10 protein-coding genes are annotated in these 14,168 nt (G+C 43.3%); 8 read left to right on the forward strand and 2 right to left on the reverse strand.

The window, feature by feature from the left end; translation table 11 throughout:
- Positions 1-190: 190 nt before the first annotated feature.
- From F8C67_RS11615 to F8C67_RS11625, 3 genes are all read left to right on the forward strand, one after another.
- Positions 191-757: a helix-turn-helix domain-containing protein gene (locus F8C67_RS11615; protein WP_151668021.1), complete on the forward strand. Its 567-nt coding sequence runs from the start codon at positions 191-193 to the stop codon at positions 755-757.
- Positions 758-844: 87 nt separating this feature from the next.
- A complete protein-coding gene (locus F8C67_RS11620; RefSeq protein WP_151668022.1) occupies positions 845-3,073 on the forward strand; it encodes a heavy metal translocating P-type ATPase in 2,229 nt (742 codons plus the stop codon).
- Positions 3,074-3,168: 95 nt separating this feature from the next.
- The gene (locus F8C67_RS11625; RefSeq protein WP_151668023.1) at positions 3,169-3,378 is read left to right on the forward strand and encodes a heavy-metal-associated domain-containing protein; all 210 of its coding nucleotides are present in this window, start codon (positions 3,169-3,171) and stop codon (positions 3,376-3,378) included.
- A 50-nt stretch (positions 3,379-3,428) separates the two neighbouring features.
- Here F8C67_RS11625 and F8C67_RS11630 read toward each other — a convergent pair whose 3' ends face one another.
- Together F8C67_RS11630 and F8C67_RS11635 are read right to left on the reverse strand one after the other, a co-directional pair.
- Complete coding sequence (locus tag F8C67_RS11630) at positions 3,429-4,520, reverse strand: cytochrome-c peroxidase (protein WP_151668024.1); 1,092 nt, start codon at positions 4,518-4,520, stop codon at positions 3,429-3,431.
- 13 nt (positions 4,521-4,533) lie between these two features.
- Positions 4,534-5,490, reverse strand: a complete 957-nt coding sequence (locus F8C67_RS11635) for an MbnP family protein (RefSeq protein WP_151668025.1) — start codon at positions 5,488-5,490, stop codon at positions 4,534-4,536.
- Positions 5,491-5,588: 98 nt separating this feature from the next.
- Here F8C67_RS11635 and F8C67_RS11640 point away from each other — a divergent pair, with 98 nt between their 5' ends.
- The 5 genes from F8C67_RS11640 (at position 5,589) to F8C67_RS11660 (ending at position 14,143) form a co-directional block, all read left to right on the forward strand.
- On the forward strand, positions 5,589-6,896 hold the full coding sequence (locus F8C67_RS11640) for an APC family permease (protein WP_151668026.1): 1,308 nt from the start codon (positions 5,589-5,591) through the stop codon (positions 6,894-6,896).
- A 42-nt stretch (positions 6,897-6,938) separates the two neighbouring features.
- Positions 6,939-7,361 carry an HYC_CC_PP family protein gene (locus tag F8C67_RS11645; RefSeq protein ID WP_151668027.1) on the forward strand — a complete coding sequence of 141 codons (423 nt, stop codon included), beginning with the start codon at positions 6,939-6,941 and terminating at the stop codon, positions 7,359-7,361.
- Between the two features lie 70 nt (positions 7,362-7,431).
- Positions 7,432-11,247 (forward strand): efflux RND transporter permease subunit, encoded by a 3,816-nt coding sequence (locus F8C67_RS11650; protein ID WP_151668028.1) that lies wholly within the window; start codon positions 7,432-7,434, stop codon positions 11,245-11,247.
- Complete coding sequence (locus F8C67_RS11655; protein WP_151668029.1) at positions 11,244-12,479, forward strand: TolC family protein; 1,236 nt, start codon at positions 11,244-11,246, stop codon at positions 12,477-12,479. Before F8C67_RS11650 ends, F8C67_RS11655 begins: the two co-directional genes overlap by 4 nt.
- On the forward strand, positions 12,476-14,143 hold the full coding sequence (locus F8C67_RS11660; RefSeq protein WP_151668030.1) for an efflux RND transporter periplasmic adaptor subunit: 1,668 nt from the start codon (positions 12,476-12,478) through the stop codon (positions 14,141-14,143). The genes F8C67_RS11655 and F8C67_RS11660 overlap by 4 nt, the downstream gene beginning before the upstream one ends.
- Positions 14,144-14,168: the final 25 nt, after the last annotated feature.

The following is a 14,168-nucleotide window of genomic DNA, read 5'->3' on the forward strand; positions in this document are numbered from 1 at the left end:
AACAGAAGCTGCTTAAAGTAAAATTCTTTAACGGGAAATTAACCAAACACAAACATGCAAAACGACTTCGGAAGAATTCCTTAACGGTGGGCTACCAGAAATCAGATTTATAAATCGTTTAGAATTATTCACCTTTAAAGAGATAATTCTGTTTTAAAGTACTTTTATCCTTTCATTTTATTCGTTAATCATGTCCACCACACTCCATATCAAAAACATGGTCTGCCCACGGTGTATCACCGCAGTGAAGCAGGTCTTTGTCAATTCTGGAGCCACGATTAAGGAAATCTCTCTTGGCGAAGTTGAGCTTGATGAAACGGTAGATGAGAAAGTGAGATATAAAATATCAGGTGAATTATCAGCTCTGGGATTCGAACTCTTGGAGGAAGGTAGATCAAGTCTTGTTTCAAAAATCAAAAGCTTGATTATTGATCGCATTCACCACAACCAGGAAGAGTTAGCAGAAAACTTTTCGACCTATCTATCTGATCAACTCCATCACGATTATTCATATTTAAGTCGATTATTCTCATCTGTTGAAGGCATTACAATTGAGAGGTTTGTCACACGACAGCGGATTGAAAAAGTGAAAGAACTTCTCTTCTATGATGAGCTCACGCTAAAGGAAATCGCCTACCGTTTGAACTACAGCAGCCCCGCTTACCTTTCCACCCAATTCAAGAAGGAGATCGGAATGACCCCAGGTGAATTCAAGAGACTTCATCGCCCTGGTCATAACCCGTTGGACAGCATCTGACAAAATCTTAGAAGCCTTTCACAAAATACTGTAACGATTTAAGTACTCAGCCGAAGGACATTTGTACCGTAACAAATGAACATTGGCATGAGTACAACAAATCATACAACTATAAAGCGAACCCTGCCTGTAACGGGGATGACCTGCGCAGCTTGTGCATCCAGCGTCGAATCGATGCTCTCACACACGGATGGTGTGCTAAACGCAAGTGTCAACTTCGCTTCTAACTCGGTGCTTGTTGAATACCAGAAAGGCACCGACCCTAAGTCGCTACAAAGAGCGGTGCAGTCCATTGGCTACGACCTCATCATAGATGAGGACAATGCAAAAGAGGCCCAGCATGACGCACAGCTTGCCCACTATAAAAGCGTAAAACACAGAACCCTTTGGTCTGCGCTTTTGACACTCCCAATCTTTTTCATTGGAATGTTCGCCATGGATTGGGACCCGGGTAAGTGGATATCGCTTATACTGTCGATTCCGGTTCTCTTCATCTTCGGAAAGAGCTACTTTATCAGCGCATGGAAGAATGCAAAACACAGGAAGGCAAACATGGATACGTTGGTCGCCCTAAGTACAGGTATTGCATTCTTATTCAGTGTTTTCAACACCTTGCATCCTTCTTACTGGCTTGAGAGAGGCTTGGTTCCTCACGTTTATTATGAAGCAGCCACGGTGATTATCACCTTTATCACCTTGGGGAAATGGCTGGAAGAAAAAGCCAAGTCTAACACCTCATCCGCGATCAAAAAGTTAATGGGTTTACAACCCAACACAGTCTTTCTCGTAGAGGGAAACAATGAGCGAGAGGTTCCTATTAAAGAGGTGAAAGCCGGTGATATCATTAAAGTAAAGCCCGGAATGAAAGTTCCTCTTGACGGTGAGGTAATCTCGGGTGATTCTTATGTAGATGAAAGCATGATTACGGGTGAACCTATCCCCGTTCTCAAACAAAAATCGAGTGAAGTTTTCGCAGGTACGGTCAACCAAAAAGGAAGCTTTGAATTCCGGGCAATCAAAGTCGGTAGTGAAACCCTTTTGGCACAAATAATTGAAATGGTCGAGCAAGCACAGGGTAGCAAAGCTCCTGTTCAAAAGCTTGTAGATCGCGTTGCAGCCATCTTTGTACCTACTGTTATTTCAATCGCCGCCGTCACTTTTGCGGTATGGATAATCTTTGGAGGAGATGATGCGTTTACACACGCCTTGCTCACATCAATCACGGTTCTGGTAATTGCCTGTCCATGTGCATTAGGACTTGCTACTCCAACGGCCATCATGGTGGGAGTGGGAAAAGGAGCGGATAATCAGATACTGATTCGCAATGCCGAAAGCCTCGAGCTAGGTCACAAAGTAGATACTGTAGTACTGGACAAAACAGGAACTATCACGGAAGGAAAGCCAAGCATCAGCGGATTATACTGGAAGAAACGCAAGAATGTTCAGGCTCTGAATTCAATCCTTTTGGCAATGGAGTCGAAATCCGAGCACCCACTTGCCGAAGCCATTGTACGAGAATTGACCAATGACGGGGTATCACAAAGCAACTTAAAGAGCTTCGAAAGCATTACTGGCAAAGGTGTTGAAGCAACGACAGAGCTAGACGAGAAGTACTATGTGGGGAATAAAAAGCTACTTCTCCTAAATGAGGTTCTGATTTCAAAAGAGATTGAGGAAATCGCCCACAAATGGAGTCAAGAAGCTCAAACAGTGGTCTACTTCTCTAATCATCAGGAAGTGCTCGGACTCATTGGCATATCGGATAGAGTAAAGAAGACTTCAAAAAGTGCCGTTCAACAACTGAAAGGTCGAGGAATCGAAGTACACCTGCTTACTGGAGATAACCTAGAAACTGCACAAGCAGTGGCGAGATCAGTAGGGATTGAACACTATAAAGGTGAAGTATTGCCTGCTGACAAAGCCAGATACATCAAAGAATTACAGGCGAACAATCAAACGGTCGCTATGATTGGAGATGGAATAAATGACAGTCAGGCTTTAGCTCAAGCAGATGTAAGTATCGCAATGGCGACAGGGTCAGATATCGCCATGGATGTTGCCAAGATAACCTTGATGTCTTCCGATTTAGAATCGGTACCAAAGGCATTGAACCTTTCAAAAAAGACAGTCCTAGGGATTCGACAAAACCTGTTTTGGGCATTCATTTATAACATCATTGGTATTCCGCTGGCCGCTGGTATTCTCTACCCTTTAAACGGATTCCTATTAAACCCAATGATTGCTGGTGCGGCCATGGCATTTAGCTCCGTTTCCGTCGTTTTGAACAGTCTAAGACTTCGGGCTGCTAAACTATAAGCATAGGAGTAAAAATCTTGATTGACTGTGTCAAAATTCTATAACGCATTCAACAAGTAACGCTCCTAACTTTGAGTTAAGTTAAATTATCAACTATGAAAGAATACAAATTCAATACAACCATTAAGTGTAACGGATGTATCACTAAAGTAAAGCCCTCTTTAGATGGGCTAAAAGGGGTTGAATCATGGGAAGTAGACATACTAAACCCTAAGAAACCACTAACCGTCATTGCGAAAGAAGGGACTTCTCATCAGATCATCGAAACTGTTCAAAAGGCTGGTTTCGAAATTTCGGAACAATAAAAAAGCGGGGAATTGATATTCCCCGCTTCAACTTTTAAAATAAATCTTTCTTAAAACGGACTCTTATAATCTGGATTATTCATCATTTCTTGATCCGTCAAGGTTTTCAAGAATGCCACTAAGTCTTGTACGTCTTGATTTGATAGGTTAAGACCTCCAGAATTGATAGGATAGATTAGTGCTGGATCAATGGTTGATGACATCACCATCCCTGTATTGTAGTGGTTAACTACTTCTTCGAGCGTATTGAACCTTCCATCATGCATATAAGGAGGAGTCAATTCAATGTTGCGCAGAGTAGGCACCTTAAACTTGGCTCGATCTGACTGATTTCCAGTGGCCAATTCGCGACCATAATCATCGAAATCGGCATCCGAGTCCAAGCCATTATTCATGTACAAATCATTCTCAAAGTTGAGTCCACCATGACAGTGAGCGCAGTCAGCCCCAGATGAATCTGGAAATCCGGGATTGAACTCAGCAAAATATAGTTCTCGGCCCCTCTCTTCTGAAGCGCTGAGGGTCACCTCACCGCGTAAGTACTTGTCATATTTGCTGTCCACAGAAATGATGGAATTCATGAACTGTTCAAGCGCGAGACCAATTCGTTCTTCTGTTACTGTGGAAGACCCAAACGCTCTGATGAATTGATCTTGATACTCTTCGATGGCAGAAAGTCTAGTTATTAGATCAGCCATTGCCAAGTCCATTTCCAAAGAATCTTGGATGGGCAATACAGCCTGATCTCTCAGAAGATGAGCTCTACCATCCCAGAAAAACTCATTTGTGTTATAGGCCATATTGAAGGCTACCATGGCTTGACGCTTCCCAGGAAAACCATTCACTCCAATGGAAAAGGTATTTGTGTCAGAAAATCCTGTTGATTGAACATGGCAGGTGGCACAGCTCATACTATTGTCAGCACTAAGCCGATCATCATGAAAGAGCATTCTGCCTAATCTTACTTTTTGCTCTGTCAATTCATTGTCTGCTGGAATTGTCGGTGGAGTAAGGTGCTTTGTGTCTAAAACAAAAGGTGTTAAATCGTGCTCTATTCGATTGTCTGGTTCATCAGGCGAGCAAGCAAGTGCAAGCATGAAAAAACTAAAGACTACACCAACGTGAATACTCTTGATTCTCATAAGGACGATTCAATTAATTAACCTGGAGTTTCGATGTACTCACACTTGAGTCCGTTTGAACCGTTACAATGTACATTCCAGTGTTCTCAATATAAACTAAAACTTCTCCTTGGTTTTCCACACTTGTTGAATAGATACATTTCCCAGTTAAATCAGTAATAGTCAATTCACCAGTCATCATCTCCTCTAAAGTTAGCAATGAATATCCTTGTGATGTAGGGTTTGGCTTTAGTTCAAGCGCGGAAACTGTATACTCATCCAAACCTACAGGATTAACAGTAGCTTGAGAGGGAGTGAAAACGCTATCTCGGAAATTTTCCATCAACTTAACTGCAGCTCCAGTTTCTCCATGATTTATCAATCCGTTATTCACAGAAATACCAGAAAATGAATTCAGATACTCAGCATCTAGTTGGATTACTAGATATCCCCCCATATCAGCACCGTTGGTAACTACGGTTTGACTGAAGTAGTTTTGATCACCTAAGGCATGTATCTCCATATTATTGCTAAGATTACTTCCTGCACCACCTTCAACAGCAACGAATCTATATCCAGCCGACCAACCCCAGTGCATACTAGGTGACTTGGGAGCTAGCGGATGTGAAGCGTTATAACCTGCAGGATCAGCATGGTTTGCATTCTGATCTACACCGATTGAAAAACTTATAGAATCTAAAGTTGTAATGGCGTGGTTTCCAAGATTAACTTGAGTTGTCGTTCGTGCATCGGCCAAAATGTAAGTAGTCGGCAATGCTGTTGTCTGACCGCCATCATGGTGTAATTCAATTCCCGAAATGTAGTATTGGAGTCTATCCAATTGAAGATTATCACCATCTTGAGTAACGGCAGGAGAATTCACAGCAAAAGGCTGCCCATCCCAATTGTGCATCACTCGAAAGTACACATCCATCTGAGCGACGAGAGATGTTGATATGAGTGAAATGATTAAGAGTAAAGCTTTCTTCATGGGTTGTCTTGTTAGTTATAAAAGTTGCTTCGGAATGGCAAAATACAGAAATTGACAGAACTATACTTCTGATGGTGAGTTCTCTATAAAACTGCGGTATGTCAAATTATTCTAAAAACAGCCTTTCACTTGTAGGTTCTATTGCGCTTGGCACTGGCGTAATGATAGGAGCAGGAATTTTCGCTCTCCTTGGCCAGGTTGCAGAACTTTCCAAAAGCTGGTTTCCCTACATGTTTATTGTAGGTGCCATCATCTCTGGTTTTAGCGCGTATTCTTATGTAAAGGTTTCAAGTGTCTATCCTTCTTCTGGTGGCATTGCCATGATATTACAAAAAGCCTACGGCAAAACCGCGATTACCGGTGGTGCTGCTTTGCTAATGGCCTTCTCAATGATCATGAATGAAAGTTTGGTCGCTCGAACTTTTGGCACCTACGTTATGCGCCTTTTCCCTGAAACAGATGCTCACATCCTTATCCCTTTTCTCGGGGTATGTCTGATTATTACAGCATATGTCATCAACCTTATGGGCAATAAAGTGATAGAGGGCTCTTCGAATGTGATGTCCTTTGCGAAGATTATTGGAATACTCGTCTTCGCCCTGGCTGCAATATGGGGAGTCGATCAATTTGAACTTTCCATTGTTACCCCTGCGGAACGTATCACCGGTTTTGATTTATCAGACACGCTAGCAGCAGCAGCCCTTTCAATATTAGCATTCAAAGGGTTCACGACAATCACGAATAGCGGAGATGAAATAACAAAACCTGAACGTAATGTTGGACGATCTATCGTTTACTCAATCCTTATTTGCCTAGTAGTATATCTGATTGTCGCATTTGCCGTAAACGCCAATCTATCAATCGAAGAAATTGTTCATGCTCGTGATTATTCCCTGGCGGAAGCCGCTCGTCCTTCATTGGGGAATTCAGGTGTATATTTTACAATAGGAATTGCCATCATAGCGACGATCTCAGGGATTATCGCAAGTCTGTTTGCAGTTTCGCGTATGACAACAATGCTGACTGAAATGAAATTGATTCCTCATAGTCACTTTGGAATGACCGGAGGAGTTCACAAACACATGTTGCTCTATATATCGCTCATTGCAATCGTATTGACCGTGCTATTTGACCTATCAAGGATTGCAACGATTGGGGCAGTATTCTACCTGGTGATGGATATCATCATCCATGTGGGAGTATTAAAGCACCTCAGAAAGGATGTACATGCCCAACCAGTGGTTTTAATTATCGCTATACTATTAGACATCACAATACTCGTAGGACTTCTCTACTCTAAGCTCTCTACTGACCCAATCATAGTTTATGTTTCGCTTGGCGGTATAGTTCTCACATTTAGCTTTGAGTGGTTTTACCTAAAGCGAAAATTGAATGCGAAAGAATAGTTAAAGCGAATTGGATAACTCAATAAATTGTAATTTTATCAAGTGAAATGGTTGAAGTCCATATCGTTAACACTACTCATCCTCATTTCCAACAGTGGGATTGCAGCAAATTATCATTGGTGCGCAGGTGAGTTAATGGAGGCTTCTATTTCGTGGGGGACTGAGAAGCTGAGTTGTGGTATGTCTGAAATGGATACTTGCCCAATTCCCGCTACACCATCTGAAGAAGATACCCTTTCGAATCTATCATGCTGTGACCACACCAGTCATATTCTTTCGGTTGATGATGAACTCCGTAAAAGTGATGTAAGTGTAGATAACATCACACTCCACTTTATTATCGCCTTCGCAACTTCCATTACCTCAACTCATTCGCAGAAGGAAGTCTTAGGATACGACATCTCGCATCGCCCTTCGACCCATCGAATTCCTTTCTACATCATTCACTGCTCTTACCTGATTTAAATCTTTTCGTTCACGAGTAAAAGCCATCCCCCTTGGATGGTGCATTCATGAATTGGAAAAGAAGTAAATCATGCTCAACAAACTCATAGACTATTTTTTAAGGAACAAGCTTGTAACGTCCTTGTTTCTCGGTGGTCTCATAATTTGGGGAATCGCCACTGCTCCGTTCGCATGGAACATCCCGGCCATCCCCTCCGCCCCAGTACCCGTTGATGCCATACCGGATATTGGAGAAAATCAACAAATCGTATTCACTAAATGGCCAGGAAGATCTCCTCAAGATATTGAGGACCAAATCTCCTATCCACTAACAACGTATCTCCTCGGAATTCCTGGAGTAAAAACCATTCGGAGCAATTCCATGTTCGGATTCTCGAGTATCTATATCATATTCGAAGAAGATATTGAATTCTATTGGTCGCGTTCCCGAATCTTGGAGAAATTGAACTCCATGCCAAGCGGTTTGCTTCCGACAGGGATAACACCATCTTTAGGTCCAGATGCTACAGCCTTAGGCCAAGTGTACTGGTACACCATAGAAGGCAGAGATTCGAGCGGCCAAGTTACAGGCGGATGGGATCTTGATGAACTCAGAAGCATTCAGGACTTCTATGTAAAATATGCACTCAGTGCTGTAGATGGTGTTTCTGAAGTCGCCTCTATCGGAGGATTTGTGAAAGAGTATCAAATCGACGTCAATCCCGATGCTCTGCAGAGTTATGAAATCACACTACTCGATGTTGTGAATGCGGTTCGCAACTCCAACATTGACGTCGGAGCTCAAACCATAGAGGTGAACAAGGTCGAATACATGGTTCGAGGACTAGGCTACGTCGAGTCTCTCGAAGACTTGGAACTGGCGGTTGTGGCAGAATTCGATAATACTCCCATCTATCTAAAAGAAGTTGCCCGTGTCAGCTATGGCCCGGCCACAAGACGAGGAATACTAGATAAAGGTGGCGCCGAGGTGGTTGGTGGTGTTGTCGTTGCGAGATATGGCGCAAATCCAATGCACGTAATCAACGGAGTTAAGGAAAAAGTAGAGGCTATAGCGGGAGGACTTCCCTCAAAAGAATTAAGCGATGGAAGTACTAGTCAACTCACAATAGTTCCTTTCTACGATCGATCAGAATTGATTGAAGAAACCCTAGGCACGCTGGAGGAAGCACTTTCACTGGAAATTCTTATCACCATTCTGGTGGTACTGTTAATGGTATACCACCTAAGGGCATCGATGCTAATATCATTACTCCTTCCTATAGCTGTGCTCTTCACCTTTATCGCAATGAAGGGTTTTGGCGTGGATGCAAATATTGTCGCATTATCAGGAATAGCCATTGCAATTGGCACCATGGTAGACTTAGGTATTATTCTTACAGAAAACGTACTGGTTCACGTTAATGACGGATCGAATAAACCTCTAATCGACAGGATCTCGTCTGGAGTATCCGAAGTTTCTACTGCCATAGTAACTGCGGTTAGCACTACGGTAGTTAGCTTCATTCCTGTTTTCGCGATGGAGAACGCCGAGGGAAAACTGTTTGGTCCATTGGCCTACACAAAGACATTTGCACTTGTTGCAGCACTCTTAGTCTCACTGTTCTTTCTGCCCATGCTCGCCCACTTATTCATGTCCAAAGTGAAGGGCAAGTATTTAGCCATTGTTGCAAAAGTGCTCACCATACTGGCGGGAGTAGCTACTCTGGCACTAGGCCACACCGCTGTAGGTACAGGGCTTTTGTTAATCGGTGCAATTGACTTTTTCAAAACGAAATACGGAGGCTACGAAATCAACAATCGACTGTTGACCCATGTATGGCATAACTCCACAATCCTGATTGCTGTGGTTGTTGTAACGTGGATGCTTTCAAGCTACTGGATGCCATTAGGACCTGCGGTAGGCGAGCTCATCAACTTTGTATTTGTGAGTGTGCTGGTAGGGCTAGTTCTTACTTTATTTTCACTGCTCAGATGGAGATACGAGCAAATCCTGCACTGGTGCTTGAATCACAAGTGGACTTTCCTTTCCATTCCAGCGCTCTTCATCGTTCTTGCGCTAAACATTTGGCTTGGATTCTCAACCGTATTTAGCTTTATCCCTAAGGGGTTCAATGCAATAGACATCAATATTCAGCAAACCAAAGTATGGTCTAGCTTGTCGCATGCATTCCCAGGAATCGGACAAGAATTTATGCCGTCTTTGGATGAAGGTGCATTCCTGTTAATGCCCACCTCTATGCCCCATTCTGGTGTTGAATATAACCGGGAAATTGTTGGTCAGCTGGACATGCGCATTGCGTCCATACCAGAAATCAACGAAGTAGTTGGAAAGGCAGGGCGCGTAGAGTCAGCCATTGATCCCGCGCCAATTTCCATGTTCGAGAACATCATCACTTATAAGTCTGAATATGCCACTGATCCTGATGGAAGAAGGTTGAGATTCAGAGCGCACGGAGACCGCTTCATTTTAGAAAATGGCACCTATGTCCAAATGGACTCAGCTGCCTATCTCGGCATACCATCTTCGGAGCTCATACCCGATGAAGACGGGTATTTCTACCGTCAATGGCGTCCAGAAATTGAATCACCCGATGATATATGGAACGAGATTGTAGCCGCTTCAAGGATTCCAGGCGTCACATCTTCTCCAAAACTACAGCCTATTGAAACCCGGCTTGTCATGCTACAAACTGGCATGCGTGCACCAATGGGTATCAAGATTTACGGTGATGACCTGAAGGTCATGGAACGCTTTGGACAATCACTCGAAGGTCATTTGAAGAAGGTTCCAGGCGTAAAGGCAGAAGCCGTATTTGCCGATAGAATTGTAGGCAAACCCTACTTGGAAATCGACATTGATAGAGTGGCCATTGCTCAATATGGCTTGACCATTAAGGGGGTACAAGATGTCATTGAAATTGCCATAGGTGGCATTCCCCTTACCGCGAGTGTCGAAGGTCGTGAGCGATACAATATCCGTGTTCGATATCCGCGTGAGAGGCGGGATGACCCTGAAGCTATTGGAGAAATTTTGGTTCCCACACCTTCAGGTACTCAAATTCCATTGTCACAACTAGCTGATTTGAATTATGTACAAGGGCCTCAATCCATTAAGAGTGAAGACACCTTTTTGGTAGGGTATGTTCTTTTCGATAAGCAAGATGGATATTCAGAGGTAGAAGTCGTTAACAACGCACAGTCCTTCCTCAAAGATAGAATAGATGCAGGCGAGCTGATTATGCCGGAAGGTATTCGATATGAATTCTCAGGATCCTATGAGAATCAAGTGCGCGCAGAAAAACGTTTGTCATTCATCGTTCCTGTAGTACTTGTGCTGGTATTCCTCATTCTCTATTTCCAATTCAAGAGTGCCTCAACTTCCATGATGGTATTTTCTGGCATAGCGATGGCCTTTAGTGGTGCTTTTCTTGTGCTGTGGTTATTTGGACAGTCCTGGTTCATGGATTTTGATGTGATTGGCCAGTCGTTTAGGTCCATCTTCGGCATTCAAACCATCAACCTAAGTGTGGCCGTATGGGTTGGATTTATTGCACTTTTTGGAATTGCCACCGATGATGGTGTGCTGATGGCGACGTATTTAGATGAATCGTTCAAGAGGAACAAGCCCAAGAACATGAAGGAAGTTCGTGAAGCAGTTGTTGAAGGAGGCCTCAAGCGTATTCGCCCAGCCGTCATGACTTCGGCAACGACGGTCATCGCACTACTCCCTATCCTCTCCTCTTCTGGAAGAGGAGCCGATGTAATGATTCCGATGGCCATTCCAGCTGTTGGAGGGATGTTGATGGCGTCTATCACTTACTTTATTGTGCCAGTGCTTTATGCCATGCGAGAAGAGCGTAGAATCCGAAAAAGTACTAAATCATGAGAGTCCTATTTATCACCCTATTTGGCTTATTCTCCACAGGACTGAGCGCTCAGAGTTTAGATAGCTTAAAAATCGAAGCCATTCAGAACAACCCGTCAGTTTTGGCTTCATATCACTTGTTTGAAGCACAATTGGAACGAGTGGCGCAAGTGAATGCTCTTCCCGATCCTCAGTTGTCGGCTGGGGTATTCATCCAGCCTATCGAAACACGAGTTGGACCACAAGTTGCCAAAGTTTCGATTTCACAAATGTTCCCATGGTTCGGAACGCTTAGTGCTAGAGGCGATGCAGCAGCACTACAAGCTGAAGCTGCTTATGCCGTATTTCTCAATGAGAAATTAACAGTGACGCGGAATCTTGAGATTACCTATTACGAGTGGTTAGAATGGCATGAATCCATGACTATTCTGCAGGATGATATTACTCTTCTTGAGCGAATCTTGAATACTGCCGAACTTCAAGCTGAAGTTGGAGAAGCGAGCTTGGCCGATGTGCTCCGCCTCCAGATCCGTATCGAAGATGTGAAATCGAATCTCAATCAATTGAGAAATCAAGAAGAGGTGATTTTGACCAAGCTGAGATCCCATTTGAATCGTGTAGACTCCATCACTATTCAATTGGAAGTAGTGCCAATAGACTCAATGGATTACTTCATAACATGGCCAGTGGATTCTGGAATAGATAATCACCCAAGGATTAGTAGATTTCTTTCTCTTCGGAATAGCGAAATATCTAGGGAAGAAGCTGCAAAAAAAGCAGGATATCCAAGTATTGGATTGGGTTTGGATTACATGTTCGTAAATCCAAGGTCAGACATGTCGGTTCCCAATAGCGGACAAGATGCAATCATGCCAATGGTGTCCATCTCTCTCCCTATTTTCAGATCGAAGTACAATGCCAGTATTCGAGAAGCTCAGCTTCGTCAGAATGCATATGACTACCAAAGTCAGAATGAAGCTAATGCAATTCGAAACGAATGGGAAATGGTGAAATTTGAATGGTTATATAATCTAGAAGAAGTTCGTAGACTGGAAAGCAACGTGGATCGAGCTTCCTCTACCTTGAGATTACTTGTATCGGCATATGAAGCTGATGGGGCCGATTTCAACGGTGTGCTAGAAGTGGAGGAGTTATTACTCAAGTACAGATTGGAAGAGTTATCCGCGAAAATCAACTTACTGAAAACAAAGTCTCAATTGAATTATCTGTTGGGAGAAAACATAGAAAAATGAAAAAGAAGCAAATCATTGGAATTATAGCAGTGGCTATTGTCGCCGGTGCTCTTGGGTGGTTGATCAAACCCAATCATGAAGCACATAACCACACCGAAACAGTCACTGAATCTCAAATTTGGACTTGTTCTATGCATCCTCAGATAAGGAGCAATGAACCAGGAAATTGTCCGATTTGTGGGATGGATTTGATTCCTCTTGAAGAAGAGGGCGAATCGGCGAATTCTCATGAAATTTCACTCACCGAAAATGCAAGGAGACTCGCAAATGTTCAAACAGAGGTCGTTGGCCACTCTGAAACATCAAATGAAATCAGACTCAGTGGAAAAGTGAAGCCAGACGAGCGTTTAGTACAATCTCAGACCGCTCATTTCCCTGGAAGGATAGAGTCTCTAGCTGTAGATTTCACCGGAGCTTATGTTGAAAAAGGACAGGTAATAGCACGAATTTACAGCCCACAACTTCTGGTTGCCCAGCGTGAACTTCAGGAAGCCGCACGATTCAAGGATTCTCAACCGAGCTTGTATCAAGGAGCTAGGCGCAAGCTGCAGAATTGGACTATTCCAGCTCATCAAATCGATGCTATTGAGGCCGGCTCTATAGACATGAATGCCTTTCCTGTTTTGGCCAACGCTTCGGGCTACGTAACCGCTTTGAATGTATCTCAAGGAGACTATATTGATCGAGGTACTGTCATGTATGAGATTACAGGTTTGGAAAAAGTGTGGATTTCACTTGACGTTTATGAAAACCAATTGAATGCCATCTCCAAAGGTGATGAAGTGACGTATACAGTTAGGAGCAATCCAGGCAATAAATACACTGGGGTGATTGATTACTTAGATCCTGTTCTCCAAGGATCACGCCGCACACTAGAAGCACGAGTGGTACATCAAAACCGAGGTCAAGAATTAAAACCAGAAATGATTGTTTCTGCAGTCGTAAAGCCAAAGGTCAATTCAATGCAATTATCCGTACCGTCGAGTGCAGTTCTTTGGACTGGAGAAAGGTCGATTGTCTATGTAGAGAATCCATCTAGTGCAGGTGTATATCAATTGCGAAATGTAGAATTAGGCCAGCAAATTGGTCGTCGCTATGAGGTGCTAAAAGGATTACAAAGCGGCGAAAAAGTGGTAATCAATGGTACGTTTACGGTAGATGCAGCTGCTCAACTCGCTTCAAAGCCAAGCATGATGTCAAATGAATCTGAATCCAAACACGCCGTTAGTGCTCAAACAGAAGAGAAATTGAGGCAGCTTCTTAGCACTTATTTGGAATGGGAAAACGCCTTACACAACGATGAATTGGAAAAGGCTAGGTCAGCATTTAATGCGTTTCAAGATAACGCTTCCCAGTTCCAGATGAGCGACTTCGCAGGTCCCGCGCATCAAGTATATATGGAAGCCGTTTCAGGATTAGAATTGTCAGGCAGTAGTGCGTCCATTTCGATACAGGAACTGCGTGAACAATTTTATTCTGCCTCCAAGGCCCTGATTCTTCTCACTGAAAAAATTGAGTACAACACCGACGAACTCTACGTTCTTCATTGCCCCATGGCAAACTCGAATAATGGTGCCGATTGGCTTAGCACACAACCCGAAGTTCTGAATCCATATTTCGGTTCGAGCATGTTGAGATGTGGAGAGGTGAAATCAGCGATCTGATTAATCCAACCAGAATTGATTCTAA

This window comes from Phaeocystidibacter luteus (assembly GCF_008933115.1).
Taxonomy (GTDB): Bacteria; Bacteroidota; Bacteroidia; order Flavobacteriales; family Schleiferiaceae; genus Phaeocystidibacter; species Phaeocystidibacter luteus.